Source organism: Arthrobacter sp. ASL1 (genome assembly GCF_056680475.1).
This window is the reverse complement of sequence record NZ_CM155284.1, coordinates 3,478,477-3,503,553: the sequence shown is the minus strand read 5'-3', so window position 1 is coordinate 3,503,553 and position 25,077 is coordinate 3,478,477. Positions and strand designations below refer to the sequence as shown.

The following is a 25,077-nucleotide window of genomic DNA, read 5'->3' as shown; positions in this document are numbered from 1 at the left end:
TACGTTCCGTCACGGCGGCCCCGGGACCGGCTACTGGTAGGACACGAACCACGGTTTCGGCTCGACGTCGAACGTCTGTTTTGGCGTGAACGTCGGGGAGTCCTCGTCGACGAAGTTCTTCCACGCCATCCGGATGCCCTCCGGCAGGTCACGGCGCAGGTGGTTCCAGGTGGCCATCTTCTGCGCGGGGGTGCCGTTGCCGTCGACGTGCAGGACCAGGGCAAGTTCCGGGTGCGAGGTGTCAAGGTCCGCCCGGTCACGGATCATCCCGCGTTGGAACTGGTGCAGGATCACGACCTTCTGCGGCAGCCGGTGCTTGCGGGTGAGGGCGGCCAGCCAATCGTTGGTCCGGTTGATCTCGGCCGCATCGACCGAGCCGATCTGGGCCATGTGCCGTTGACCCGGTTTCAGCCGCCACTCCGGATCGTAGGCCAACCCGACGTTCGGGTACTCCAGCAGTTTCTGGTAGTGCTTGGCCTGGGTGAGGAAGTCGTTGCGTCCCGGTTGCAGGTCCAGCACCACGTAGACCCCGGCCTTCCGGGCGGCCTTGACCCAGGTTTCGATCTTCTGGACCGGAACGTACGACGAGTAGGTCCCGTCCTTGCCGGCGGAAGCCGACGCGACGGTGGCGATGATCTCGAAGGCCGGCTGGACCCTCTGCTTGCTGTAGGGCTGGTAGGCGGCCGCCTGCTTCTTCGCCCGCTTGATGGAGGCGTCGACGCCCTGTTCCCCCAGCAGGCCCAGCGATGCGGTGCCGGGCGTTCCGTAGAGGGCGACCATACGCCGGTCGGGGAATACGATCTGCCCGCCGCCGGGCAGTTCGGGGCCGGTCGCTGCCGTGGCGGCCAGTGCCGCGAATTCCCGCGCGGGACCGAAGCCGGAACCGACGGCGTAGAGGGCGGCGTCGGCATGATCGCGGAAGAAGCCGCGCTCGGCGTCGGCGCGTGGATCGGCCGAGGCCATGGTGTGCACCGTGGCCCCCGCGGCGCGGGCGGTGGCCAGGGCGGCGCGCGTTCCGGCGTCGGATTCCCCCTTCACCGCCACGGCGGCGCGGGGCCCACCCGCTGCCGCCGACTCGACATCGGGTAGTTGGGCACCTGGGTCGGTGCCGTCGACCACCTCTACGTCTGCCCCGAAGGACGGGGCGGCGGCTGCCCCGGACGCCGCGCCGGAGCCCTCCTCCGCCTTCTGCGGGGCGTCGTAACGGATCACCGTGGAGGCACCGAGCCGGTCGAGTTCGGCCGCCACGGCGCCGGCCTGCTTCGTCGAGCCCGGAGCGAGCAACAGCGGGATGCCGAGCGCCTGGGCCCGGGCGGCCGCTGCGTGCGCGTCGTCGTCGCCCGCATCGTCATCGAGGACGACGACGGCGGGTGTGTGGTCGAAGAAGGCGCGGCTGGCGGCGATGGCCAGTCCCCGGCCGGTGCCGCCGAGGGAGTGGACACCGGGTTCGGCGGAGGCCAGGTGTACCTGGTGGGGATCGGCGGACGAGGAGGCCGCCGCCATCGTGCCCGGGGACGACGGGTCGGCCGGGTCCGGCCCGGTGCAGCCCGAGAGGACCAGGGCGATCGCCAGGCCGGCGGCCGCCGTGGCGATCACCGTGCGGGTGGCCGAGGTGTCAACCAAAGATGTTAACCGGTTTGACGATGTCGGCGTAGATCAGCAGCGCACCCATGCCCAACATCAGGATGCCGACAACATAGGTCAGCGGCATGAGCTTGGCGATGTCCACGGGGCCCGGATCGCGCCGCTTGAAGACCTTCGCGACCATGCGGCGCAGCCCCTCCCACAGGGCGCCGACGACGTGGCCGCCGTCCAGCGGCAGCAACGGGATCAGGTTGAAGACGAACAGGGCGATGTTCAGGCTGCCGACCAGACCGATGAGGGTGGCAAAGCGGTCCTTGAGCGGGATCTGGTCCATGGCGCTGACCTCGCCGGCGATGCGCCCGACGCCGACGACCGACATGGGTCCGTTGGGATCGCGCGGGGCATCGGAGAACGCGGCCTTCCCGACGGCGACGAGGCGGGCGGGCAGGTCGATGACGATCCCGGCCACGGCGCGCACGTTCTCCCCGACGGCACCGGGGACCTCGGTCAGCGGGACGGTCATCTGCTTGGCCTGGGAGCCCATGCCGACGAAGCCGACGTCGACCAGGTCGGTGTTGCCGTTGGCGTCGGTCTTGGCGCGGCCGTTGATGTCCAGGGCCGGGCGTTGGGTGAGCATCGGGGTGATCGTCGTGGTGTGTTCGGTGCCGTCGCGCAGGTAGGTCATCGTCGAGGAGTTCCCGGCGGAGGCGCGGATCAGGGTGGTCAGTTCATCCCACTGGTATTCGCGCACGTCGTGCCCGTTGAAGGAGGTGATCCGGTCCCCCGGGCGCAGGCCCGCCGCGTAGGCCGGGGCCTTCGGGTCCCCCGGCTGGCAGTTCGACGCCGCGTTGTCGCCGCCGCGGGCCTTCTGGTCCGCCTGGCTGACCACGCACTGGTAGACCTCGGTGACGTTGGTCGTGGACTGGACGGTCCCGAACCCGGAGAGCAGCACGGCGAAGAGCACGAACGCGATGACCAGGTTCATGAACGGCCCGCCGAGCATGATGATGACGCGCTTGTACACCGGCAGCTTGTAGAACATCCGGTTCTCGTCGCCCGGCTGCAGCTGCTCGGCGGCGGCCTTGCGGGCCTCGTCGGCCATCTGGGTGAACATGCCGGTGCTGGATGCCCTGACCTTGCCATCCACGTCGGTGGCCGCCGAGGGCGGGTACATCCCGATCATGGAGATATAGCCGCCGAGCGGGATGGCCTTGAGCCCGTATTCGGTTTCGCCGCGCTTGCGGGAGAACAGCGTCTTGCCGAAGCCGATCATGTACTGCGGCACGCGCACGCCGAAGGCCTTGGCCGGAACCAGGTGGCCGACCTCGTGCAGGGCAATGGACACGGCGACGCCGATCGCGAGGATCAGGACACCGGCGATGAAGAGGAGAACTGTCACAACTGTCCCCAACGATCCTGGGCTGCTTTTCGTGCCCAGGCCTCGGCGGCCAGCACCGCGTCCACGGTGAGCGCGCCCCCGGAGGTGGCATCGGCGTCGTACGCCTCCACCACCGCCTCGACGGTGTCGACGATCCCGGGGAAGCGGATGGCCCCGGCGTGGAAGGCGTGCACGGCCTCCTCGTTCGCGGCGTTGTAGACGGCCATGTGCGTGGACGAGGCGCGGGCGGCGGCCTTGGCGAGCCGGATCGCCGGGAAGGCGTCCTCGTCCAGCGGTTCGAACGTCCACTCGGAGGCGCGGGTGAAGTCGCAGCCGGCGGCGGAGCCGGGCACGCGGGCCGGCCACCCCATCCCCAGGGCGATCGGCAGGCGCATGTCCGGCGGCGACGCCTGGGCGATGGTGGAGCCGTCGATGAACTCGACCATGGAGTGCACCATCGACTGCGGATGGACCACGGCCTCGACCCGATCCAGCGGGACGTCGAAGAGCAGGTGCGCTTCGATGACCTCCAGCGCCTTGTTGACCATGGTCGCCGAGTTGGTGGTGATGACCTGGCCCATGTCCCACGTGGGGTGGGCCAGCGCCTGGGCGGGGGTGACGTCCATCAGCTGAGCGCGCGTCATGCCGCGGAACGGGCCCCCGGAGGCGGTGACGATGAGCCGGGCGACCTCCTCGGGGGTGCCGGCGCGCAGGGCCTGGGCGATCGCCGAGTGCTCCGAGTCGACCGGGACGAGCTGTCCGGGGGCCGCGGCGTCCTTGACCAGGGCGCCGCCGGCGATGAGCGATTCCTTGTTGGCCAGCGCCAGCAGGTGCCCGGCCTTCAGCGCGGCGAGCGTCGGGGCCAGGCCGATGGAGCCGGTGATGCCATTGAGCACGACGTCGGCACCCGGGTAGGCGGCGACGCGGGCTGCCGCGGTTGGACCGGTCAGCAGTTCGGGGCGGTACCCGCTGTGTCCCGCCAGCTCGGCGTGGTCGTGGATGCGCCGGCGCAGTTCGTCCACGTCGCCCTCGGCGAGCGCGACGACCTCGGCGCGGGTGTGGACGGCCTGGCGGGCGAGCAGCTCGACGTTGGAGCCGCCGGCGAGCGCGACGATGCGGAAGCGTTCTGGTGCATGGTCGGCGACCTCGATGGCCTGCGTGCCGATGGACCCGGTCGACCCGAGCAAGACGATGCGCCGGGGCTCGTGCAGGGGAAGTGTGCTGTGCTGCGGCTCGCGGAACTCCATGCCTCCAGTATCGCGCACCGGCGGCCGCGGGCGCACACCGGGCGTGCTGCTAGTGGCTGCCGCCGCCCGGTCCGTCGTCGTCTCCCAGGTCGCTCCAATCGGCGTCCAGGGGTCCTGCTCCCCCGGTGTCGGGACGCTCGAAGGGGTGCTGGAGCATCCAGACGATGTCGCGCGTGACCGCCGGGCGGACGGGGAAGGTGTCGACGTGGAAGATCGTCGGGTCGGCAAGCGAGGGCCGGTGGCCTTCGACGTCGTCCTGGCCGGCCAGGGACAGCGCTTCGGGATCGGCCGGCGCATAGTGCACGGCCAGCGGCGAGCCCAGTTCGCCGGCGAGCTGCCCTGCGAGCAGGATCCCCTCGGCCCGGTGGCGCTGTGCCATCGGACCGTGCGACGTCTGGTCCATGTCGCTCGCGTAGAACGTCGCCTCCCAAGTGCGCATCCGCGCTTCCAGGTCCGGGGGAAGTTGCAGCTCGGCATAATCCAGTGGTTCCCACGTCCACACCGGGCTCTCGCCGTAGTCGGCGAAAAGCCGGACGTAGGGCACGCCCTCAAGCGTGCTGTAGGTGGAGTCCAGTTCCTCGTCCATGGGCCCAGTCTGGCAGAAGGGTGGGCGCGGCCTGCTGGTGGCCGTCAATGATCGTAGACGCTGCCGGGATGGCCCAGCGTGCTGACGGCGACAGCAAGGATGCTGTCGGCCGCGGTGTAGCTGATGCGGTAGGCACCGACGCGGATTCGAAAACCGGGTCGCTCTCGGAGTGCTCCGGCGCATTGCGGTCGTGGGTCCTCGCCGAGGAGCGCGCTCGTGCCGCGAATCCGGTCACGATCCTGATGATCAATTCGCTTCAGGGCGCGGACTGCTGCGGGGCGAAGTTCGACATGAGAGGTCACGACCAGCCGAGATCGGCCTTCACCTGGGCCCAAGGGATATTCGACCCCTCCTCTGCCGTCGCCTCGTCGAATACGGCGACGCCTTCGGCATCCTCCAGGGCATTCGGATTTCGGCGTCCGACATTCGCTGCGCTCGGAATCTGTAAGCATCGAGCCGCGAGGATCGCGGAATCAGCGGTCAAAGACGAGGGTCCAGTTTGGGAAACGGCAAACGGGACACCAGCCAACTCGCCCGACGTCGTGTATCCACCCTCGAGTGGCGCTGCAATTGGACCGTATCGGGCAGCGCGGACTAGCTCTTTGGGCGAATCCGAGAATGGCCCTTGGGTCGCTTGTATTTTCCGTGGGATCTCGGCATATTGCCTGTGCGGAAGAACAGGTCCGTGCTGTCGATGGATGATTGACTGAACGGATGACCTCGCACTTCTACCGCCCAGCAGAGGGCCACCGGCTTCCGCACGATCCGTTCAATGCAATTGTCGGACCACGTCCGATCGGTTGGATTGGAACGCTTTCCCCCGCTGGAGTTCGCAACCTCGCACCGTACAGCTTCTTCAATGCGTTCTCCTACACGCCGCCACTCATTGGCTTCTCAAGTACCGCCCGCAAGCACACCGCGTGCAATGCTGAGCTGAGCGGTGAATTCACCTGGAACCTCGTCACGCGCACCCTCGCAGAAAAAATGAACGCAACATCCACGACGTCCGACGTCGATGAGTTCGTCGCATCCGGCTTGGAAGCCGCTGACTCAGTTGATATCAGTGCGCCGCGTGTCGCAGCCTCGCCCGTGAGCTTCGAGTGCCGGGTCAGCGACGTCATTCCCTTGCGCGGCGCCGACGGGCACACGTCTACGGGTGTGCTCACGATCGGGGAAGTCATCGCGGTGCACATCGATGAAGCCATGATTCCCAACGGCATTTATCAGACGGCGCTCGCCCAGCCAGTCCTGCGCGCAGGCGGGCCAAGCGCCTACTTCGAGATCCTTGCCGAGGGCCGCTTTGACCTAGTCCGGCCAAGCTAGGAATTCAGCAATATCGACCGGCCCGGACCGAATTTGTGGCGTTCTTGGGGCGGTAATGCCACCGTCAATCGAAGGCGGCGCTCCGGGCCCGTAAGCGGAAAGCTAACCGGACGCTTTTCGAGAGCCGTCGGCACGTTCCATCCCAGTGGGTAGGGACTCGTAAATCGTCCCGCTCTGGTCCGTCAGTACCCTCGCTGACATGTCAGGATGAATCCATGACTTTGGAAACCTTCACCTTGTCAGAAAAGAAGTTCAATCTACGCAGGGCTGTTGAATCAGACCTCAACGCACTTGTCGAGCTTTTAGCCAACGACACTCTTCGACAAGCTGAGAATTCGGCGGCACCTGAGCATCGCGCTCCGTATCTGGATGCCTTCCGGGCAATCGATGCAGACCCCGCGCAGTTGCTGGTAGTTGTGCTCGACGAGGGGGATGCCGTCGTGGCAACCATGCAGTTGACCGTCATTCCCGGTCTCGCGCGGTCAGGCGCGACTCGACTGACCGTGGAGGCCGTCCGGGTAGATGAGCGGCTGCGTGGCAACGGACTCGGCTCGGAGATGATGAAGTGGGCCGTCGAGGAGGGCCGTCGGCGCGATGTGTCCTTGGTTCAGCTGACCAGCGACAAAGTTAGAGGAGATGCGCATCGCTTCTATGAACGCCTCGGCTTTACCCCATCTCACGTGGGGTTCAAATTGGCTCTCTAGACGGTGACCCAAAGCGGAGTTTCGGGGCATTAGTCGATCGGCCAATGCCCCGCAAGAGATGTCCCCTATGAATGTTTCTGAAACAGTACCGTAGGTCGGCCTGCCACTGAGACAGACAAAACATAAATCGTGTCTATCCGTGATTGGCGCGTCACTGCGAACGTCCAAATACCGTAAGACCCGCCAGCAATCATGCCCAGGGGAGGTACCCCAAGCGCTACACGCAAGAGGCGGCTTCGGGGCTTCACCGCAGGCAGATCGGACCAGACCTGCGCAACCGACGTGGTCTCACGAAGGGACCGACGTCAAGCGTTCGAGCCTCCGCAACGCGATGCAGCCTTGAGGGCCATGTCGGCAACCACCCATACAGGTTGGCCCGCCACCCCAGATCAATCAACTGGGGTGGCGGGCCATCAGGGCTCCGGGCAGCGAGCTAGTGTTTCTGCTTCTGCTGTTCCTGGGGTTCCTGCCCTGCTCCGGTCTGCATGGATCGTGTGGAATCGGAATCGAGACCGGCAGCGTCGTCGTCATGGACGGTGATGCGTTCTGCATCGTGCAACGTCACTGCAGCGGCCACTCGTGGGTTGGTACGGCGCAGGATCGCGGTGACGACGGGCCATAGCAGGACCAAGGCGATGATCACGTACACGACCACGGCGACCGGCTCGTTAACAAGTCCCGCAGGGTCCCCCGAGCTGAGCTGGAAGGCCCGACGCAGCTGCAACTCGATGCGCGGGCCCAGGATGACGCCCAGGATCAGCGGCAGGACCGGGACGCCGAACCGGCGCATGGCGAAGCCGAGCAGGCCCAGTACCAGGAGCAGAACCAGGTCGAACGTCTGGCTGTTCACGGCGAACGTGCCCAACGTGGCGAAGAACAGGATGCCAGCGTAGAGGTAGGGCCGCGGAAGCTGCAGGAGCTTCGCCCACAGCGGGGCCAGCGGCAGGTTGATCACCAGCAACAGCGTGTTGCCGATGAACAGGCTGGCGATCAACGCCCACACTAGCTGCGGTTCATTTTCAAACAGCAACGGTCCCGGGTCGATTCCGAACTGCATCAGGGCTGCCAGCATCACCGCAGCCGTGGCGTTCGTGGGCAGACCGAGCGCCAGCATGGGCGTGAGTGTTCCTGCCGCCGAGGCGTTGTTGGCCGCCTCGGGTCCGGCGACGCCTTCGATGGCGCCGTGCCCGAATTCTTCCGGGTGCTTGGAGAGCTTCTTCTCGGTCACGTAGGACAGGAAGGTCGGGATCTCGGCGCCGCCGGCCGGCAGGGCACCGAACGGGAAGCCGAAGGCGGTGCCGCGCAGCCAGGGCTTCCACGATCGCTTCCAATCGCTCTTGCCCATCCACGGCCGGCCGACCGGGATCGTCTGGGACTTGGTGCGCCGCAGGTGGGCCGCCACCCAGAGTGCCTCGCCGAGCGCGAAAATGGCCACGGCGACGACGACGATGTCGACACCGTCAGAAAGCAGGGGCTGGCCGAAAATGAGCCTCCCCTGCCCGGTCACGATGTCCATGCCCACCAGGCCGATGGCCAGGCCAAGCCCCAGAGACGCGAAGCCGCGCAGCTTGGACGAGCCGAGGACGGCAGTGACCGCAATGAGGGCCAGGAGCATGATGGCCAGGTAGCTGGGGGCACCCAAGCTGACCGCGAACTTGACCACGAGGGGTGCCAGCGTGACCAGCAACGCGGTGCCGATGGTCCCGGCAACGAAGGAGCCGATGGCCGCGGTGGCGAGCGCCTGGGCCGCCCGTCCGGACTTGGCCATTTTGTGGCCTTCGATCGCAGTGATCACGGTCGAGGACTCACCTGGGGTGTTCAGCAGGATCGAGGTGGTCGATCCGCCATACATGCCGCCGTAGTAGACGCCGGCGAACATGATGAGCGCGCTAGTTGGTTCGATGGCATAGGTGACCGGCAACAGGAGGGCGATGGTCATGGCCGGACCGATCCCCGGAAGGACACCGACCGCGGTGCCCAAGAAGACACCGAGGCAGGCGTAGAGCAGGTTCATGGGCGTCGCGGCGGTGGCGAAACCCTGCAGGAGCATGTTGAGGGTATCCATTTACAGCACTCCTTCGAGCACGCCGGCCGGCAGGTGGATGCCAAGGCCAAGGTAGAAGCCGTAGAAGGTGCCCAGCGCCATCACCAGCGAGACGATGCCGTCGCGAACGTAATGGCGGCTGCCCAGGGACCAGACGCTGCCCCAGAAGAGCAGGGTGCCGGAGATGACCCACCCCAGCGGATTGATCAGGACGATGTTCAGGATGAAGAATCCGATCAGCGGCAGCACCGTGCGCCAGCCTATGGGTGTATTCGGGTCGATGTCCTCGCCGTCATCGGGTTCCGCGGTGCCGCCTCGGGCGACGGTGATCGCCAGCAGAACGGCACACACCAGCAGCAGGCCCCCGACGATGAAGGGGAGGGCACGGGGGCCGACGGGGTCGGCCTGGGAATACGGGGCATGCAGGCCGACGGCGTCGATGATGACAACCACCCCAACCGCTCCGAGCAGGGCCGCGAAGCCCAGCTCGGAGCGGTTGGTGCGCCGGGTGGCGACTTCGCTCACGCCAAGCCCAACTTCTGCAAGACGTCGGCCACGCGCTGGTCCTGGTCCTTCAGGAAGGAGCCGAAGTCGTCGCCGGTGATGAAGGCATCCGACCAGCGGTTCTTCTTCAGGGCTTCCTTCCACTCATCGCTTTCGTGCATCTTCGTGACGGTCTCGACCAGCTTCGTCTTGTCCTCGTCGGAGATGCCCGGAGGGGCCACCAGACCGCGCCAGTTGCTGAAGACGAGATCGATGCCGGATTCCTTCAGGGTCGGGGCGTCCACGCCGTCCAGCCGCTCCTCGCCACTCGTGGCCAGGACTCGGATGTCGCCGGACTCGATCTGCTTCAGGAACTCACCAGCGCCGGATGCAGCGACGTCGAGCTTGTTACCCAAGATGGCAGGCAGCAGGTCGCCGCCGCCGTCGTAGGAAACGAAGTTGACCTTTTTCGGGTCGATACCGATGGTCTGGGCCAGCTGCATGGGCAGGAGGTGGTCGGGGCCGCCCGGCGAGGAGCCCCCGCCGACGCTGATCTTGCCCGGGTTGGCCTTCCAGGCCTTCACCAGGTCGTCGATGGTCTTGTAGGGCGAGTCCTTCGAGACCATGATGGCGCCCGGCTCCTCGATGAGCTTGGCGATGGGGGTGGTCTCGGTCAGCTTGGCGTCGGAGTCATTGGTGTAGCTGGCGCCCACCACACCCAGACCCATGAGCATCGCCAGATCGCCGTTGCCCTTTTCGTTGATGATGCGGGCCAGGCCGACGGTTCCGCCGGCACCTGCCAGGTTGAAGACCTCGGCGCCGCTGGTGATCTCCGCTTCCTCCATGGCCTGGGCGGCCACGCGGGCGGTTGTATCATAGCCGCCGCCGGGGGTGTTCGGGACCATGATGCGCAATCCGGTCACCGGGCCAGCGGCCTCGGAACCAGCGGCGCTGTCGGCGGAGCCGGTGACGCCACAACCGGAAGCGGCGAGCATGATGCCTGCCGCCAGTGCGGAGAGCTTGAGCGCGCTTCTGCGGCGCATGGTGTACCTCTTTCATTGGGGTGCGAATGGCTCCACGTTAGGTTCGGGCGTGACCCAGGTCACCCTTGTGGTCGCAATGGAACTTGTGTTCATTGTGTTACCACCCGCAGTCGCCCCCAGGCTGGACACTGTGTAGAGTTCAGGCGTTCCCCCGCCCCTATGATGCGGCATCGGCGTCGTCCGTGTGCCACGGAAGGCCGTGCTCGTGTCCCGTCCAGCAGCCGGCACCATCGTGCCGCAGAATCGCCGTCGGTTCACGCTCTCCGGCCAATTCCTGGCGCTGCAATTACTGATCGTGCTGGCGGTTCTCGTGGGGGTCCTGTTCATCTCCTTGGCGCAATCGGAGCGGACGTTCGAACGCATGGAAAGCCGCCGGGCGCTTTCGGCGGCGGAGACGTTGGCGGCCATGCCGATCGTGCGTTCCCTTCTTCCCGAGGCTGCCCCCAAGTTGGGCTCGTCGCTGCCGGCAGCAGCCGAGTCGGTGCGCTCGGTATCCGGCGCGTCCCTGGCGCAATTGGCCCTGAGCGATGGCACGATCGTGGCCTCGTCGGATCCCGGACAGCTCGGCGAGCCACTGCAATTGGGCCGCAGCGACGTCATGGACGGCCGCGCCTGGACCGGTTCCGTCACGGCGAATTCGTTGCGCACCCTGGTCGCCCACGTGCCCGTCCTCGACGACTCCGGGGAACTGGTCGGCGTCGCGGTGATCGGTCGAACGTACCCCTCGCTCTGGGAGCGGTTGGGCGGCACGGTGCCGAATCTACTGATCTACCTCGGCGTCTCGCTGGCGGTCGGCACGGTGGGGTCCCTGCTGCTCTCCCGCCGGGTCAAGCACCAGACCCTGGGCATGGAACCTGACGAGATCGCCGGACTCGTCGAGCACCGCGAGGCCATTCTCCACGGCGTCAAGGAAGGCGTTGTCGCGATCGATCTCCGCGATCGGATCACCCTGGTCAACGATGCCGCACTCGAGTTGCTTGGTTGGCCAGCACACTCCGAAGGCCTGCCGCTCGACGATTTGCGCGTCAGCGACGCCTTGCGCGCGGCCCTGACGCGGGGGCCGGCCCAGATGGACCAACTGCTGCTGGTCGGTGAGCGCCTGGTGGTGCTCAACCGGCGGCCCATGCAATCGCGCGGACGGGCCGTCGGCTGGGTGACGACGTTGCGCGACCGCACCGAACTCTCCACGTTGGAAAGCGAACTCGGAGCCACCCGGACCACCACGGATACCCTCCGCGCACAGACCCATGAATTCGCCAACCAGCTGCACACGATCTCCGGCCTCCTCCAACTGGGCGAATACGACGAGGCCCTGGGGTTCGTCGACGGCGTGAGTTTCAGCCGCACTCAACTCGTCGACGACGTCACCCAAGGAATCGCCGACCCTGCCATCGCGGCGCTGGTCATCGCCAAGTCCAGTCTGGCGGGCGAACGCGGGGTCTCGATCCGCCTGGCGCCCGGGAGCAGCTTGGGCAAAGTCGATGAGGTGCTCTCCCGCGATCTGGTTACCGTGGTGGGAAACCTGGTCGACAACGCCCTTGATGCCGTTGCCGGATTGCCTGACGGTTCCGTGGAACTTGGCCTGGCCGACGACGATACCCTGGTGATCGTGACCGTCCGGGATTCGGGACCAGGGGTCGAAGCCGCCGAGCGGGACCGGATTTTCCAACAGGGCTACAGCTCCAAGGCCTCGGTATCCTCCGCAGGGCGCGGTTTCGGCCTCGCCCTGACCCGGCTTGTCTGCGAGCGCCGGGGCGGCTCGGCCTCGGTGCGCAACGACGGCGGCGCCGTGTTCACCGCGGTGCTAGCGCGGGAGGTCTCGCAGTGATCAAGGTCCTCATCGTCGACGACGATTTCATGGTGGCCCGCATCCATACCGGGTTCGTTTCCGCGGTGCCGGGTTTCGAGGTGTGCGGTGTGGCGCATACCGGCTCTCAGGCGTTGGCCGAGGTCCGCCGCGTGATCCCGGATCTGGTGCTCTTGGATATCCACCTGCCCGATATCGGGGGGCTCGAGTTGTTGCGCCGGCTCCGCGAGTTAGTCCCTGAATTGGACGTCCTGGTCATCAGCGCCGCCCGGGAGGCGGACACGGTGCGCAGCGCGTTGCGCGGGGGCATCGTCCACTATCTGATGAAACCGTTCACTCGGCAGGACCTGGCCGACCGGCTGGCACACTACGCCAGCACGTACCGCTCGCTCGACGATTCCGGGACGGCGCAGCAGGCCGACATCGATCGGGTCTTCGGTGGTTCAACACCACGGAGCGCCCCCTTGCCCAAGGGGTTCAGTGCCGAGACGTTGCAACGGGTCCAGGAACTGCTTCGCACCGCACCGGCTGATGTCTCCGCGCTGGAAGCCGCCGAGTCCTTGGGAATTTCACGGGTCAGCGCCCGGCGGTATCTGGAACAACTCACAGAGACCGGCGCTGCCGGGGTGCGGCTACGCTACGGGGCGGGCCGCCCGGAACGGCGCTATTACCGCACCACTAACGGCCCGCGAGAGAGGTACTGATCAGTCGTCGGAGACGCGGATCTTGACCTCGATGTTCCCGCGGGTGGCATTGGAGTAGGGGCAGACCTCGTGTGCGCGATCGGCGAGTTCACGGGCGACGCCGGCGTCCACCTCGGGCAGGGTGACCTCCAGGGTCACGGCCAGACCGAATCCACCGCCGTCAATGCCGCCCAGATGCACTTCGGAACCGACGCTGGATCCCTCGATGTCCACCTTGCGCTGGCGTGCGACGAGCTGGAGGGCACTGTGGAAGCAGGCGGCGTAACCGGCAGCGAAGAGCTGCTCGGGGTTCGCCCCGTTGCCGGATCCGCCCATTGCCTCGGGGACGGCGAGGTCGAAGTCGACCCGCCGGTCGGTGGTGGCGACGTGACCATCGCGCCCGGCTCCGGTGGCGAGGGCTTCTGCGGTGTAGAGGGTCTTCATGGGCTTTTCTCCTATGTGGTCGTCGTTGGTGGTGGCCGGATGCCCCTGGGGGGCTCCGGTGGTCTATGCGCCGCGGCCGCAGATCTTGCCGAGCAGGCGGTGCAATTCGGCGGCTTCCCCGCTGGTGAGATGCATCCGTGAGGCCAGCTGTGCGGGGATGGAAACGGCGTCGGCACGCAGGGCTGCACCCGAGTCGGTGAGCTGCACCCGGACGACGCGTTCGTCTCCGACCGATCGGCGGCGGCTGATCCTGCCCGCGGCCTCCAGCCGCTTCAGCAACGGCGACAAGGTCCCGCTATCGAGGCCGAGCCGACGGCCCAGTGCCGAGACGGGCTGGTCGTCCCCCTCCCAGAGCACGAGCATGACCAGATACTGCGGATAGGTCAGGCCAAGAGGGGCCAGCAGCTCGCGGTACGCGGCACCGACCGTGCGCTCGCCCGAATAGAGGGAGAAGCACAGCTGGGCGTCCAATGCGAGAGGATCAGTCGGCGTCATGACATAAACATAACGCACAACTTAGTTGTGCACAACTTAAATGTCAAAAAGACAGTGACACGTGGCGATATCGCGGGTGCGCCCTACTCCCCCGCGCGGGCCACCAGTCGGCGAGCGTGCCTCAGCAGGGGCTCGTCGACCATCTGTCCCTCGAAGGAAAACACCCCGTGGGATGTACGGGCCGCTTCCAGGATGGTCCGGGCCCGCTCCACCGCTGCGGGGTCCGGGGCGTAGGCGTCGCGGATGACCGGCATCTGGGCCGGATGGATGCTGGCCTTGGCGGCAAATCCACTGGCGACGGCATCGCGGCTTTCCGCGGCGAGCCCCTCGGTATCGGGGATGTCGATGTACACCGAGTCGATGCCGGCCTTGCCGTGGGCTCCGGCGGCCAGCAACACGGCGGCCCGCGCGTGGACGGCGACATCGCGGTAGGATCCGTCGTCGTGCCGGCTGGAGGTCCCTCCCAACGAGGCGACCAGGTCCTCGGCGCCCCACATCAGCGCCACGACATTCTCCTCGGCGGCGATGGCCGGTGCGTTGAGCACGCCGAGCGCCGTTTCGCACAGGGCGACGACGCTGTAGTCGGCCAGCCGACGGACCTGTTCAACGTGTTCGGTCTTGGCCAGCATCACCGTGGTGTAGGCGCTCCGGCGCAGGGCTGCCAGGTCGGCGGCGAAATCCTCGGTGGATACGGGGTTGACCCGGACGATCGTCCGCGTTGGATCCAGTGCGTTATCGGCCAGTGCCTGGCGGGCCGCCGGCTTGTCGGCCGGGGCGACGGCATCCTCGAGGTCGATGATCACCGCGTCGGCACGTGCGGCGGCCTTGGCATAGCGCTCGGGCCGGTCTGCCGGACAGAACAGGATGGCCGGGCCCATGGTGAACGCGGGATGCCCGTCGACACTCATGCCTGCTCCTCCCCCGCCGCGCGGTGTCCGGCCTCGGTCCACATCAACGCGGTCCGCGAGGCCTCGGCGACCACGATCCCGTCCTGGTTGCGGCCGGTGTGCTTCATCGTCACGATGCCCTGTCCCGGCCGGGATTTGGAGGGCCGCAGCCCGGTGATCTCGGTTTCGGTATAGAGCGTGTCCCCATGGAAGATCGGGTGTGGGAACTTCACGTCCGACAGGCCCAGCTGCCCGATGATGGTGCCCTGGGTCAGCTGGCCGACGGACTGGCCCACCAGGGTGGCGAGGGTGAACATCGAGTTGACCAGTCGCTGCCCGAACGGCTGCTTGGCGCTGAACGCGGCGTCCAGGTGCAGGGCCTGGTTGTTCATGGTCATCGTGGTGAACAGGACGTTGTCCGTCTCGGTCATCGTCCGGCCCGGGCTATGCACGTAAACGGTGCCCAGCTCCAACTCGTCGAAGTAGAGTCCGCGCTGGGTGACGCGCCGCCCCGGGGAGGAGGCACCGTCGTCGTGCCCTGGTGTTTGGCTCATGGTGGCCTCCTAGAGCCCGAGCTCGCGGGCGATGAGCATCAGCTGGACCTCGGTGGTGCCCTCGCCGACCTCGAGGATCTTGGAGTCGCGGTAGTGGCGCGAGACGCGGAACTCGTTCATGAAACCGTAGCCGCCGAAGACCTGGGTGGCGTCGCGGGCGTTGTCCATGGCGGCCTCGCCGGCGACCATCTTCGCGATCGCAGCCTCGGTCTTGAACGGCTTGCCGGCGAGCATCTTCGACGCGGCGCCGTAGTAGGCCAGGCGGGCGGTGTGGGCGCGGGCCTGCATGCGGGCGATCTTGAACGAGATGGCCTGGTACTTGCCGATGTTCTGCCCGAACGCGCTGCGCTCCTTGGCGTAGCGCACGGATTCATCCACGCAGCCCTGGGCGGCGCCGGTGGCCAGCGCGGCGATGGCGATGCGGCCCTCGTCGAGGATGGACAGGAAGTTCGCGTAGCCGCGCCCTTGCGTGCCGAGCAGGTTGGCCTCGGGGACGGTGGCGTTCCTCAGCGTCAGTGGGTGGGTGTCGGAGGCGTTCCAGCCGACCTTGTTGTACGCCTTCTCGGCGGTGAAGCCGGCGGTGTCGGTCGGCACGAGGATCGTGGAGATCTCCTTCTTCACCGACCCATCGGCGCGCTCGGAGGAGCCGGTGACCGCCGTGACGGTGACCAGCTTCGTGATGTCGGTTCCGGAGTTGGTGATGAACTCCTTGTTGCCGTTGACGACCCAGTTGCCGTCCTTGAGCTTGGCGGTGGTCTTGGTTCCACCGGCGTCTGATCCGGCCTCGGGCTCGGTCAGGCCGAACCCGGCGAGCGCCTTCCCGCTGGCCAGCTGGGGCAGCCATTCCTCCTTTTGCGCGTCGGTGCCGAAACGGTGGATCGGCATCGCGCCCAGGGAGACACCGGCCTCCAGGGTGATCGCGACGGACTGGTCGACACGTCCAAGCTGCTCCAGGGCCAGGGCCAGGGCGAAGTAGTCCCCGCCCATGCCGCCGTGCTCCTCGGGGAAGGGCAGGCCGAACAGGCCCATCTCCCCCATCTGGGACACGACCTCGTAGGGGAAGCTGTGCTCCTCGTCGTGCTTCGCGGAGACCGGGGCGACGACGGTGTCGGCGAAGTCGCGGACGGTGTCGGAGAGGTCCTGGTAGTCGTCTTCGAGTTCGAGGTTCGGCATGGTGGTTCCTTAGCTGGTGGGGGTGGTGTCGGCGGCGGTGTCGGTGGGGTCGGGCACGACGGTGGCCACGGAGGTGCCGGCGGCCACGTGGTCGCCGACCGCGACATGGACGGTGACGGTTCCGGTGAGCCCGGCAGTGAGCGGGTGTTCCATCTTCATCGCCTCCACGGCGGCCAGCGGCTGGCCGGCCTCGACGTGGTCACCGGTGGCGACCTGGACGGAGACGACGGTTCCGGGCATCGGCGACCGCGATTCGGGATCTCCGCCCGCCTCCTCGCGTTCGATGCCCGCCAACCGGCGGTGCACCACGGCGCGGCGGTCCAGCCAGCGCACGTGGGCGCCGTATCCGGCCGCGCCGATCCAGGCTTCACGGCCACCGGTGCAGGGGACAGGCTCGAACGCGGGCACGACGGCGGCTTCCACGGTCTCGCCGTCGGTTGCGGGCTGGACGGTGTAGAGCTCGTCGTCGATCTCGAGCGCCAGGGTCCGGACCCGGTAGGTGCCCAGCCGCCAGCCGTCGGCGCTCCACGCGCCGAACCGGGTGGCTGGCCCTGGTTCCAGGGCGAGGAAGCGGGCGGCGACCGCCTGCAGTTCGGCCTCGGTGGGGACCCGCTTCGGTTGGGTTCCCCACCGGTCGATGAACGTGGTGTCCAGGCGTCCGGCCTGGACATCGGGTTCGGCGATGAGGGCGCGCAGGTACTCCAGGTTGGTCTGCACCCCGAGCACCACCGTGTCGGCCAGTGCTGCGTCGAGACGGGCCAGGGCCTGGGCACGGTCGGTGCCATGGGCGATGACCTTGGCGAGCATCGGGTCGTAGTCCGGGGTGATTTCGGAGCCGGTGGCGATCCCCGAGTCGGTGCGGACGCCCTCGCCGGTTGGGTCCTGGGCGCGCAGGATCGTCCCGATGGAGGGCAGGAAACCGTGGGCGGGGTCCTCGGCGTAGACGCGGGCCTCGACGGCGTGCCCGGAGAGGGTGATCGCGTCCTGCGCGATGTCCAGCCGCTTCCCGGCGGCGATGCGCACCTGCCATTCGACGAGGTCGATCTGCCGGCCGGCGACGCGGACGACCTCCTCGGTGACCGGGTGCTCGACCTGCAGGCGGGTGTTCATCTCCATGAAGAAGAACTCGCCCGGGTTCTCGTCGGAGACCAGGAACTCCACGGTGCCTGCGCCGACGTAGTCGACGGAGCGGGCGGCGTCGACCGCTGCCGCGCCGATGCGCTCGCGCATGGCGGCGCCGTCGTCGAGCATCTCCAGCAGCGGTGCGGGGGCCTCCTCGATGACCTTCTGGTGGCGGCGCTGCAACGAGCATTCGCGCTCGCCGAGGTGGATGGTGTTCCCGTGGGTGTCGGCGAGGACCTGGACCTCGATGTGGCGGGGGCTGCGGACCAGGCGTTCGAGCAGCAGTGTGTCGTCGCCGAAGGAGCTGCGGGCGACGCGGCGCGCTGTCTGCAGGGTGGCCGGCAGCTCGGCCGCGGTCTCGACGGCGTGCATGCCCTTGCCGCCACCGCCGGCCGAGGGCTTGATCAGCAGCGGGAATCCGACGCCGGTGGCGGCTTCGATCAGGCCGGCATCGTCCAGGGCGGGATCCGCCACGCCGGGCACGACGGGGACGCCGTGGCCGGCGACGTGGTTCTTGGCCCGGATCTTGTCGCCCATGAGGTTGATGGAGTGGGCGCTGGGGCCGATGAAGGTGATGCCGGCATCTTCCAGGGCCCGGGCGAAGTCAAGGTTCTCGGAGAGGAACCCATAGCCGGGGTGGACGGCCTGGGCGCCGGAGGTGCGGCAGGCGCGCAGCACGGCGTCGATGTTCAGGTAGCTTTCCGCCGCGGCCGCGGGGCCCAGGCACACGGAGTCGTCGGCCTCGCGCACATGGCGGGCCCCGGCGTCGGCCTCGGAGTAGACGGCGACGGAGCGGATGCCCAGCCGGCGCAGCGTGCGGATCACGCGCACGGCGATCTCTCCGCGGTTGGCCACCAGCACGGTGTCGAAGAGCGGTGCTTCGGGGTGGTTCTCGGTCATCGGGTTCACATCCTGAAGACGCCGAACGAGGTGTCCGGCAGGGGTTCGGTGGCACAGACGTCCAGGGCGAGGCCGAGCACCCGGCGGGTGTCGGCGGGGTCGATGATGCCGTCGTCCCAGAGCCGGGCGGTGGAGTAGTACGGGTTGCCCTGGCTTTCATATTGCTCGCGGATCGGGGCCTTGAAGACCTCCTCGTCGGCGTCGCTCCAGCTGCCGCCGGACCGTTCAATGCCGTCGCGCTTGACGGTGGAGAGGACCGAGGATGCCTGCGCCCCGCCCATGACGGAGATCCGGGCGGCGGGCCACATCCACAGAAAGCGCGGCGAGTAGGCCCGCCCGCACATCGAGTAGTTGCCGGCACCGAAGGAGCCGCCGATGACCACCGTCAGCTTCGGCACGCGGCAGGTGGCGACGGCGGTGACCATCTTGGCGCCGTTCTTGGCGATGCCGCCGGCCTCGTAGTCGCGTCCGACCATGAACCCCGAGATGTTCTGCAGGAACACCAGCGGGATGCCGCGCTGGTCGCACAATTCGATGAAGTGGGCGCCCTTGAGCGCCGATTCGGAGAACAGCACGCCGTTGTTGGCCACGATGCCGACCGGGTGGCCGTGGATCTGTGCGAACCCGGTGACCAGGGTGGTGCCGTAGCCGGCCTTGAATTCGTGGAATCCGCTGCCGTCGGTGATGCGGGCGATGACCTCGTGGACGTCGTAGCGCCCGTTTACGTCGACGGGGACCGCGCCGTAGAGCTCGCCGGGATCGGCCACCGGTTCGCGGGTTTCGGCAATGGCCCAGGCCGGGGCGGCCGGCGGCGGGAGGGTCTCGACGATGTCGCGGACGATCTGCAGGGCGTGCCCGTCGTCCTCGGCGATGTGGTCGCTGACGCCGGAGACCGTGGAGTGCAGTTCGGCGCCGCCGAGTTCCTCGGCCGTGACGACCTCGCCGGTGGCGGCCTTCACCAGCGGCGGTCCGCCCAGGAAGATGGTGCCCTGGTTGCGCACCATGACCGTCTCGTCGCTCATCGCCGGCACGTACGCGCCGCCGGCGGTGCAGGAGCCCAGGACCGCGGCGATCTGCGGAATCTTGCGCGCCGAGAGGTTGGCCTGGTTGTAGAAGATGCGCCCGAAGTGGTCACGGTCCGGGAAGACCTCGTCCTGGCGGGGCAGGAACGCCCCGCCGGAGTCGACCAGGTAGATGCACGGCAGGTGGTTCTCCAGCGCGATCTCCTGGGCGCGCAGGTGCTTCTTGACCGTCATCGGGTAGTAGGTGCCGCCCTTGACGGTGGCGTCATTGGAGATGACCAGCACCTGGCGGCCGTGGATGAGCCCGATCCCGGCGATGATGCCCGCCCCGGGGCATTCGCCGTCGTACATGTCCTCGGCGGCGAGCGGGGCGATCTCCAGGAACGGGGAGCCCTCGTCCAACAGTGCGTCGACGCGTTCGCGCGGCAGCATCTTGCCGCGGTCGGTGTGCCGGCGGCGCGATTTCTCGCTGCCGCCGCGGGCCGCGGCGTCCAGGCGGGCGCGCAGTTCGCCGACGAGGCCGCGCTGGGCGGCGTCGTTGTCGGCAAACGATGCGGCCGCCGGGTCCAGGTGGGAGGCCAGGGTTTCCATGGGTGCTCTTCCTCGGCGTCGTGGAGGCGTTCCGGCGACGGCCGGTTGCCAGTTGAGTTAATAGGTACTAACTGAAATAGACGTTAGTATTCATTAACTGAAATGTCCAGCCTCGAATGTGTGCTGGCCCACGCCGACAGGAGGTGCACCGTGGAGCACGATCCGCAGCCGGACACCACCCCGGAGCCCACCGGGCGCAGCCGGGCCAAGGCCTCCCGCCGCTCCACCCTGCTCGCCGAGGCGGCGCGACTCTTCGCCCTGCACGGCTACCACGGCGTCTCGATCGAGGACCTGGGGCAGGCTTCGGGCATCAGCGGCCCGGCCGTCTACCGCCACTTCCCCGGCAAGGCCGCCATGCTCGGGGCACTGCTCGTCGAGGTCAGCCACGACCTGTACGACGGCGGCAGCGAGGTGGCGCGGGCCGGTGGCACCCCCGCCGGGGTGCTCGCCGAACTCGTCGGCTTCCAGGTCGACTTCGCCCTGGGACACCGCGACGTCATCCGGGTCCAGGACCGGGACATGGCCAGCCTCGCGGACGAGGACGCCGCCACCGTACGACGGCTGCAGCGCGCCTACATCGAGGTCTGGACGGCGCAATTGCGCCTGCTGCACGCTGACGAGGACGAGTCCGCCGCACGTTTCCGCGCCCAATCGGTACTCGGGCTGATCAACTCGACCCCCCATTCGGCCCACCGCTCGGCGGTGGACCCGGCGGCCCGGCGGCGGCGGCTGGTGGCCATGGCGGTGGCCGCACTGCAGGCACCCGTGCGCTAGGAGCGACCGGCACCGGTAGTCTGGAGGCAATCATGTCCGCGAGCCGGACCATGAACGACCGACGCCGTTGTCATAGAGAGGTACAGACCGTGAAGCTACGCCCCGTCGAGCACGCGGACCTGGACTGGTTCTTCAAGCACCAGCAGGATCCCGAGGCCAATGTGATGGCCGCATTCACCGCCAAGAACCCCAAGGACCGCGGGGTGTTCAACCACCACTGGTCCTCCATCCTGTCCGACCCCGACGTCACCGTGCGCACGATCGAGCAGGACGGCAAGCCCGTTGGCAACGTCATGGCCTACACGTCCGACGACGGCGTGGAAATCGGCTTCTGGACCGACCGCGCCTACTGGGGCCAGGGCGTCACGACGTCCGCCGTGGACGCGTTCCTGCAGGAGATCGCCACCCGCCCGATCCGCGCCCACGTGGTCACGGACAACATCGGCAGCCAGAAGGTGCTCGAACGCCGCGGCTTCACGGTCGTCGGCGAGGTCGACGGCTTCGCCAACGCGCGCGCCGCGGTGGTGAAGGAATACATCATGGAACTGGCCTGACAGCCTGTTCCACACAGCACAACCGAACGGGGAGGCACCCGGTGGATCACCCCCGGATGCCTCCCCGCTTTCGTTCCGGCCGCCCTACAGCATCGTGATGAGCATGCCCGGATCGGCCATGATGGTGCCGACGTCCGCGAGGAACCGTGATCCCTGTTCCCCGTCGACCAGGCGGTGGTCGAACGACAGGCTCAGGGTGGTCACCTGGCGCAGCACGACCTCGCCGCGGTGTCCCCAGGGCTGTTCGCGGACCTGGCCGAGCGCCAGGATACCGGCCTCGCCCGGGTTGAGGATTGGGGTCCCGCCGTCGATGCCGAAGACCCCGATATTGGTGATGGAGAACGTGCCGCCGCGCAAGGCCTCCGGCGCCGTCTTGCCCTCCTTGGCGGTCACCGCGAGATCGCGCAGGGCGCCGGCCAGTGAACGGAAGTCCAGGGACTGGGCGTCCTTGATGTTGGGGACCATGAGACCGCGCGGCGTCGCCGCGGCAATGCCCAGGTTCACGTAGTTCAGCTGCACGATCTCCTGTGCCTCGGCATCCCAGCGCGAGTTCAGCGTGGGTTGGCGCTCCAGGGCGATGCACACGGCCTTCGAGGCGATCGTCAGCGGCGTGAGCTTCACGTCGCGGTAGGCAGGGTCCGCGCGCAGGCGTTCGAGCAGCTCCATCATCGGGGTGACATCCACGGTAAGGAACTCGGTGGCGTGCGGTGCGGTGAACGCGCTGTCCACCATCGCCTGGGCCGTGTGCTTGCGCATCCCCTTGATCGGGGTGCGCACCTCGCGTGGCGCTCCCCCGAGGGTGCGCGGGCCCCCGGAAGCCGGGGCGTCGGCGAGCGGATCCGCCGTGGCTGCCGACGACGTCGGGCCCCCATGGCCGGTTCCGCTGCCGTGGGCCGCGGTGACGTCCTCGCGGGTGATCAACCCGTACGGTCCGGTGCCGGTGACCTGTTCGAGGTCAACGCCCAGGTCGCGGGCGAACTTGCGCACGGGAGGGGTGCAGCGCGGCCGCTCCCCCACCTCGGGGGCCGGGGCTGTTTCGACGGGTGCGGGTGCGGTCAGGACCGCGGCGACCGGTGGTTCGGCGGTCGCAGTCGCGGTCGTCGAGGCCGCTGCATGGGCGCGTGACTTCCGGGCGGGGCGCTTGCCGGTATCGACCGCCGCACCGTATCCGACCAGCGTCGGTTCGCGCTTGGCGGCAACTGTCTCGGCGTCCGCCGTCGCGGGTGCGCCCGGCGCATCGTCGCCGCTTCCCGGCTCGCCGGGGACGTCGAAGGATACGATCGGGTTTCCGACCTCCACCACCGTGCCGGGCTGTTCGTGCAGTTCGGTGACCACGCCGGAGTACGGGCTGGGCAGTTCGACCACTGCCTTGGCGGTCTCCACCTCGGCGATGATCTGATTCAGCTTCACGGTTTCACCGACGGCGACCTTCCAGCTGACGATCTCCGATTCGGTGAGCCCTTCGCCGAGGTCGGGGAGTTTGAAAACCTTCAACACGGTGCTCATCTAGCCTTCCAGGGAACTGAGGGAATTGGGGCGGTCCATCGCACGGTCGACGCCGTCGAGGATGCGGTCCAGATCGGGTAGGTGGTGCATTTCGAGCTTCGAGTAGGGGTACGGGATGTCGAACCCGGTGACGCGCACGGGGGCGTGCTCGAGGTGGTAGAAGCAGCGTTCGGTGATGCTGGCGGCGATTTCCGCTCCCAGGCCCAGCGTCTGCGCGGCCTCGTGGGTCACGACGAGCCGCCCGGTGCGCTTCACCGACGCCTCGACGGTGGCGTAGTCGACCGGTGAGAGCGAGCGCAGGTCGATGACCTCGATCGAGATCCCGTCGTCCTCCGCTGCCGTGGCCGCATCCAGGGCGGTCTTGACCAGGGCGCCATAGGCCACGAGCGTGACGTCGGTGCCCCGGCGGCGGACGACGGCGCTGCCCAGGTCCGGCCCGGTCATCCCCGCGTCGAGGTCGACGTCGCCGCGCTCGTGGTAGCGGCGCTTGGGCTCGAAGAACACCACGGGGTCGTCGCAGGCGATGGCCTGCTGCAGCATGACGTAGGCATCCTGCGGGTTCGAGGGGCTGACCACGCGCAGGCCAGCGGTGTGCGCGAAGTAGGCCTCCGGGGATTCGGAGTGGTGTTCGGGCGAGCCGATTCCACCGCCGAAGGGGATGCGGATCGTCAGCGGCATCGAGACCTGCCCGTGCGTGCGGTAGTGCAGCTTGGCGACCTGGCTGACGATCTGGTCGAAGGCCGGGTAGACGAAGCCGTCGAATTGGATTTCGACGACAGGGCGGAAGCCGCGGTAGGCCATGCCCACTGCGGTGCCGACGATGCCGGACTCGGCCAACGGGGTGTCGATGACCCGGTGCTGGCCGAAGTCCTTCTGCAACCCGTCGGTGATGCGGAAGACCCCGCCGAGCTTTCCGATGTCCTCGCCCATCAGCACGACCTTGGGGTCGGCTTCCATGGAGTGGCGCAGGCCCGCATTCAGGGCCTTGCCGAAGGTCAGCGCGCTCATCGTGCTCCCCCTTCCGTCGCCGATCCGGCGTCGGCGAATTGCTGCTGGTACAGCGCGTAGTGTTCGCGCTGGCGGTCAAGGGTGGCGTGCGGCTGCGAGTAGACGTTCTCGAAGACATCCATCGGCTGCGGGTCTTCCAGGCCGATGATGGCCTTGCGGAGCTTCTCGGCGACGGCGTCGGCGACCTCTGCCGCTCCCGCCTGGAGCCCAGCGGTGTCGAGTCCGAGCCCGTCGAGGTGTTTTTCCAGGCGCTCGATCGGGTCCTTGGCGGCCCAGAGGTCCAGTTCGTTCGCATCGCGGTAGCGGGTGGGGTCATCGGCGGTGGTGTGCGGACCCATGCGGTAGGTGACGGCCTCGATGAAGGTCGGGCCGTTGCCGGTGCGGGCACGGTCCAGGGCAATGCGGGTGGCGGCCAGGCAGGCGAGCACGTCGTTTCCGTCCACGCGCAGGCTCGGGATCCCGAACCCGATGGGGCGGTCGGAGATGTGGGTGTTGCTCTGCAGTTCCACCGGCTCAGAAATGGCCCAGTGGTTGTTCTGGCAGAAGAAGACAACCGGCGCCTGGTAGCTGGCGGCAAAGACCATGGCCTCGTTGACATCGCCCTGGCTGGTGGCGCCGTCGCCGAAGAACGTGATCGCGGCCTGGGAACCGCCGTCGTACTTGATGCCCATGGCATAGCCGGCCGCATGCAGGGTCTGGGCACCAATGATGATCTGCGGGGTCGCCATGTTCTTGCCGAACGGATCCCAGCCGCTGTAGGCATTGCCACGCCAGACGCGCAGGGTGTCCTCCGCGTCGACTCCGCGGCAGTAGGCCAGCCCGGTCTCGCGGTAGGAGGGGAAGATGAAATCGTCGTCCTCCAACGCGCGGCCGGCACCGATCTGGGCGGCCTCCTGGCCCAGCAGCGGTGGCCAGAGGGCCAACTCGCCCTGGCGCTGCAGCGCGGTGCCCTCCTGGTCGATCCGGCGGATGGCCACCATGTCGGTGTAGAGGCCGCGCAGGGCCTCGACGTCGACGTCGGTGACCCAGGGGTCGAATTCCCCGTTCGGGGTGCGGTGCCCGCTGGGATCGATGAGCTGGATCAGCCCCGCGTCCCGGTCACCGGCTGGCTGTGTCGTGTTCATGGTCTGCGCTGCGTCCTTCGTGGTTCGTCGGCCGACTCGCC

The 25,077-nt window shown here is 67.8% G+C and carries 24 protein-coding genes; 6 read left to right on the top strand and 18 right to left on the bottom strand.

Annotation, left to right across the window (positions count from 1 at the left end; translation table 11 throughout):
* Positions 1 to 30: 30 nt before the first annotated feature.
* The 5 genes from AC1MEQ_RS16540 to AC1MEQ_RS16520 are packed head-to-tail and all read right to left on the bottom strand — an operon-like array spanning position 31 to position 5,097.
* Complete coding sequence (locus tag AC1MEQ_RS16540) at positions 31 to 1,623, bottom strand: hypothetical protein (RefSeq protein ID WP_479792255.1); 1,593 nt, start codon at positions 1,621 to 1,623, stop codon at positions 31 to 33.
* Positions 1,616 to 2,983 carry a M50 family metallopeptidase gene (locus tag AC1MEQ_RS16535; protein WP_479792254.1) on the bottom strand — a complete coding sequence of 456 codons (1,368 nt, stop codon included), beginning with the start codon at positions 2,981 to 2,983 and terminating at the stop codon, positions 1,616 to 1,618. The genes AC1MEQ_RS16540 and AC1MEQ_RS16535 overlap by 8 nt, the downstream gene beginning before the upstream one ends.
* A complete protein-coding gene (gene dxr / locus AC1MEQ_RS16530) occupies positions 2,980 to 4,209 on the bottom strand; it encodes a 1-deoxy-D-xylulose-5-phosphate reductoisomerase (protein WP_479792253.1) in 1,230 nt (409 codons plus the stop codon). Before dxr ends, AC1MEQ_RS16535 begins: the two co-directional genes overlap by 4 nt.
* Positions 4,210 to 4,258: 49 nt before the next feature.
* Positions 4,259 to 4,795, bottom strand: coding sequence for a hypothetical protein (locus AC1MEQ_RS16525; protein ID WP_479792251.1), 537 nt, complete (start codon positions 4,793 to 4,795; stop codon positions 4,259 to 4,261).
* Between the two features lie 44 nt (positions 4,796 to 4,839).
* Complete coding sequence (locus AC1MEQ_RS16520; protein WP_479792250.1) at positions 4,840 to 5,097, bottom strand: type II toxin-antitoxin system RelE family toxin; 258 nt, start codon at positions 5,095 to 5,097, stop codon at positions 4,840 to 4,842.
* A 412-nt stretch (positions 5,098 to 5,509) separates the two neighbouring features.
* Between AC1MEQ_RS16520 and AC1MEQ_RS16515 the strand changes: the two genes are divergently transcribed.
* Together AC1MEQ_RS16515 and AC1MEQ_RS16510 are read left to right on the top strand one after the other, a co-directional pair.
* On the top strand, positions 5,510 to 6,118 hold the full coding sequence (locus AC1MEQ_RS16515; RefSeq protein WP_479792249.1) for a flavin reductase family protein: 609 nt from the start codon (positions 5,510 to 5,512) through the stop codon (positions 6,116 to 6,118).
* A 215-nt stretch (positions 6,119 to 6,333) separates the two neighbouring features.
* Positions 6,334 to 6,822 carry a GNAT family N-acetyltransferase gene (locus tag AC1MEQ_RS16510; protein WP_479792248.1) on the top strand — a complete coding sequence of 163 codons (489 nt, stop codon included), beginning with the start codon at positions 6,334 to 6,336 and terminating at the stop codon, positions 6,820 to 6,822.
* Between the two features lie 433 nt (positions 6,823 to 7,255).
* On the opposite strand, the gene AC1MEQ_RS16505 is transcribed toward AC1MEQ_RS16510, so the two are convergent.
* From AC1MEQ_RS16505 to AC1MEQ_RS16495, 3 genes are read right to left on the bottom strand one after another with little or no spacing between them, the layout of a single operon-like run.
* Positions 7,256 to 8,887, bottom strand: a complete 1,632-nt coding sequence (locus AC1MEQ_RS16505; RefSeq protein WP_479792247.1) for a tripartite tricarboxylate transporter permease — start codon at positions 8,885 to 8,887, stop codon at positions 7,256 to 7,258.
* Positions 8,888 to 9,391 carry a tripartite tricarboxylate transporter TctB family protein gene (locus tag AC1MEQ_RS16500; protein WP_479792245.1) on the bottom strand — a complete coding sequence of 168 codons (504 nt, stop codon included), beginning with the start codon at positions 9,389 to 9,391 and terminating at the stop codon, positions 8,888 to 8,890. It abuts the gene before it with no gap.
* A complete protein-coding gene (locus AC1MEQ_RS16495; RefSeq protein ID WP_479792243.1) occupies positions 9,388 to 10,392 on the bottom strand; it encodes a Bug family tripartite tricarboxylate transporter substrate binding protein in 1,005 nt (334 codons plus the stop codon). Before AC1MEQ_RS16495 ends, AC1MEQ_RS16500 begins: the two co-directional genes overlap by 4 nt.
* A gap of 205 nt (positions 10,393 to 10,597) precedes the next feature.
* Between AC1MEQ_RS16495 and AC1MEQ_RS16490 the strand changes: the two genes are divergently transcribed.
* Both AC1MEQ_RS16490 and AC1MEQ_RS16485 read left to right on the top strand, forming a co-directional pair.
* Entirely contained in the window at positions 10,598 to 12,220 is a 1,623-nt protein-coding gene (locus tag AC1MEQ_RS16490) for a sensor histidine kinase (RefSeq protein WP_479792241.1), read from the top strand.
* The gene (locus AC1MEQ_RS16485) at positions 12,217 to 12,903 is read left to right on the top strand and encodes a response regulator (protein WP_479792239.1); all 687 of its coding nucleotides are present in this window, start codon (positions 12,217 to 12,219) and stop codon (positions 12,901 to 12,903) included. Before AC1MEQ_RS16490 ends, AC1MEQ_RS16485 begins: the two co-directional genes overlap by 4 nt.
* Here AC1MEQ_RS16485 and AC1MEQ_RS16480 read toward each other — a convergent pair whose 3' ends face one another.
* From AC1MEQ_RS16480 to AC1MEQ_RS16450, 7 genes are all read right to left on the bottom strand, one after another.
* Positions 12,904 to 13,326 (bottom strand): organic hydroperoxide resistance protein, encoded by a 423-nt coding sequence (locus AC1MEQ_RS16480; protein WP_479792238.1) that lies wholly within the window; start codon positions 13,324 to 13,326, stop codon positions 12,904 to 12,906.
* A 63-nt stretch (positions 13,327 to 13,389) separates the two neighbouring features.
* Positions 13,390 to 13,821: a MarR family winged helix-turn-helix transcriptional regulator gene (locus AC1MEQ_RS16475; RefSeq protein WP_479792237.1), complete on the bottom strand. Its 432-nt coding sequence runs from the start codon at positions 13,819 to 13,821 to the stop codon at positions 13,390 to 13,392.
* 83 nt (positions 13,822 to 13,904) lie between these two features.
* Positions 13,905 to 14,729, bottom strand: a complete 825-nt coding sequence (locus tag AC1MEQ_RS16470) for an HpcH/HpaI aldolase/citrate lyase family protein (RefSeq protein ID WP_479792236.1) — start codon at positions 14,727 to 14,729, stop codon at positions 13,905 to 13,907.
* Complete coding sequence (locus AC1MEQ_RS16465; RefSeq protein WP_479792235.1) at positions 14,726 to 15,262, bottom strand: MaoC family dehydratase; 537 nt, start codon at positions 15,260 to 15,262, stop codon at positions 14,726 to 14,728. Before AC1MEQ_RS16465 ends, AC1MEQ_RS16470 begins: the two co-directional genes overlap by 4 nt.
* A gap of 9 nt (positions 15,263 to 15,271) precedes the next feature.
* Positions 15,272 to 16,435 (bottom strand): acyl-CoA dehydrogenase family protein, encoded by a 1,164-nt coding sequence (locus AC1MEQ_RS16460; RefSeq protein ID WP_479792234.1) that lies wholly within the window; start codon positions 16,433 to 16,435, stop codon positions 15,272 to 15,274.
* Between the two features lie 9 nt (positions 16,436 to 16,444).
* Positions 16,445 to 18,457: an acetyl/propionyl/methylcrotonyl-CoA carboxylase subunit alpha gene (locus AC1MEQ_RS16455; RefSeq protein ID WP_479792233.1), complete on the bottom strand. Its 2,013-nt coding sequence runs from the start codon at positions 18,455 to 18,457 to the stop codon at positions 16,445 to 16,447.
* Between the two features lie 5 nt (positions 18,458 to 18,462).
* Positions 18,463 to 20,070 (bottom strand): carboxyl transferase domain-containing protein, encoded by a 1,608-nt coding sequence (locus AC1MEQ_RS16450; protein ID WP_479792232.1) that lies wholly within the window; start codon positions 20,068 to 20,070, stop codon positions 18,463 to 18,465.
* A gap of 102 nt (positions 20,071 to 20,172) precedes the next feature.
* Between AC1MEQ_RS16450 and AC1MEQ_RS16445 the strand changes: the two genes are divergently transcribed.
* Both AC1MEQ_RS16445 and AC1MEQ_RS16440 read left to right on the top strand, forming a co-directional pair.
* On the top strand, positions 20,173 to 20,844 hold the full coding sequence (locus AC1MEQ_RS16445; RefSeq protein WP_479792231.1) for a TetR/AcrR family transcriptional regulator: 672 nt from the start codon (positions 20,173 to 20,175) through the stop codon (positions 20,842 to 20,844).
* Positions 20,845 to 20,933: 89 nt separating this feature from the next.
* A complete protein-coding gene (locus tag AC1MEQ_RS16440; protein WP_479792229.1) occupies positions 20,934 to 21,398 on the top strand; it encodes a GNAT family N-acetyltransferase in 465 nt (154 codons plus the stop codon).
* An 84-nt stretch (positions 21,399 to 21,482) separates the two neighbouring features.
* Here the strand turns inward: AC1MEQ_RS16440 and AC1MEQ_RS16435 are convergent, their stop codons facing one another.
* Genes AC1MEQ_RS16435 through pdhA form a run of 3 tightly spaced genes read right to left on the bottom strand, consistent with a single transcriptional unit; the run spans position 21,483 to position 25,036 of the window.
* A complete protein-coding gene (locus tag AC1MEQ_RS16435) occupies positions 21,483 to 22,904 on the bottom strand; it encodes a dihydrolipoamide acetyltransferase family protein (protein WP_479792228.1) in 1,422 nt (473 codons plus the stop codon).
* Positions 22,905 to 23,912, bottom strand: coding sequence for an alpha-ketoacid dehydrogenase subunit beta (locus AC1MEQ_RS16430; RefSeq protein WP_479792226.1), 1,008 nt, complete (start codon positions 23,910 to 23,912; stop codon positions 22,905 to 22,907).
* Positions 23,909 to 25,036 carry a pyruvate dehydrogenase (acetyl-transferring) E1 component subunit alpha gene (pdhA, locus tag AC1MEQ_RS16425; protein WP_479792224.1) on the bottom strand — a complete coding sequence of 376 codons (1,128 nt, stop codon included), beginning with the start codon at positions 25,034 to 25,036 and terminating at the stop codon, positions 23,909 to 23,911. The genes AC1MEQ_RS16430 and pdhA overlap by 4 nt, the downstream gene beginning before the upstream one ends.
* Between the last annotated feature and the right edge of the window lie 41 nt (positions 25,037 to 25,077).

Bases quoted from the DNA above. Each gene is read 5' to 3' on its own strand.
- dxr (WP_479792253.1), bottom strand. From the start codon at position 4,209: ATGGAGTTCCGCGAGCCGCAGCACAGCACACTTCCCCTGCACGAGCCC.
- AC1MEQ_RS16525 (WP_479792251.1), bottom strand. From the start codon at position 4,795: ATGGACGAGGAACTGGACTCCACCTACAGCACGCTTGAGGGCGTGCCC.
- AC1MEQ_RS16515 (WP_479792249.1), top strand. From the start codon at position 5,510: ATGACCTCGCACTTCTACCGCCCAGCAGAGGGCCACCGGCTTCCGCAC.
- AC1MEQ_RS16510 (WP_479792248.1), top strand. From the start codon at position 6,334: ATGACTTTGGAAACCTTCACCTTGTCAGAAAAGAAGTTCAATCTACGC.
- AC1MEQ_RS16505 (WP_479792247.1), bottom strand. From the start codon at position 8,887: ATGGATACCCTCAACATGCTCCTGCAGGGTTTCGCCACCGCCGCGACG.
- AC1MEQ_RS16495 (WP_479792243.1), bottom strand. From the start codon at position 10,392: ATGCGCCGCAGAAGCGCGCTCAAGCTCTCCGCACTGGCGGCAGGCATC.
- AC1MEQ_RS16480 (WP_479792238.1), bottom strand. From the start codon at position 13,326: ATGAAGACCCTCTACACCGCAGAAGCCCTCGCCACCGGAGCCGGGCGC.
- AC1MEQ_RS16475 (WP_479792237.1), bottom strand. From the start codon at position 13,821: ATGACGCCGACTGATCCTCTCGCATTGGACGCCCAGCTGTGCTTCTCC.
- AC1MEQ_RS16470 (WP_479792236.1), bottom strand. From the start codon at position 14,729: ATGAGTGTCGACGGGCATCCCGCGTTCACCATGGGCCCGGCCATCCTG.
- AC1MEQ_RS16465 (WP_479792235.1), bottom strand. From the start codon at position 15,262: ATGAGCCAAACACCAGGGCACGACGACGGTGCCTCCTCCCCGGGGCGG.
- AC1MEQ_RS16460 (WP_479792234.1), bottom strand. From the start codon at position 16,435: ATGCCGAACCTCGAACTCGAAGACGACTACCAGGACCTCTCCGACACC.
- AC1MEQ_RS16455 (WP_479792233.1), bottom strand. From the start codon at position 18,457: ATGACCGAGAACCACCCCGAAGCACCGCTCTTCGACACCGTGCTGGTG.
- AC1MEQ_RS16450 (WP_479792232.1), bottom strand. From the start codon at position 20,070: ATGGAAACCCTGGCCTCCCACCTGGACCCGGCGGCCGCATCGTTTGCC.
- AC1MEQ_RS16445 (WP_479792231.1), top strand. From the start codon at position 20,173: ATGTCCAGCCTCGAATGTGTGCTGGCCCACGCCGACAGGAGGTGCACC.
- AC1MEQ_RS16435 (WP_479792228.1), bottom strand. From the start codon at position 22,904: ATGAGCACCGTGTTGAAGGTTTTCAAACTCCCCGACCTCGGCGAAGGG.
- AC1MEQ_RS16430 (WP_479792226.1), bottom strand. From the start codon at position 23,912: ATGAGCGCGCTGACCTTCGGCAAGGCCCTGAATGCGGGCCTGCGCCAC.
- pdhA (WP_479792224.1), bottom strand. From the start codon at position 25,036: ATGAACACGACACAGCCAGCCGGTGACCGGGACGCGGGGCTGATCCAG.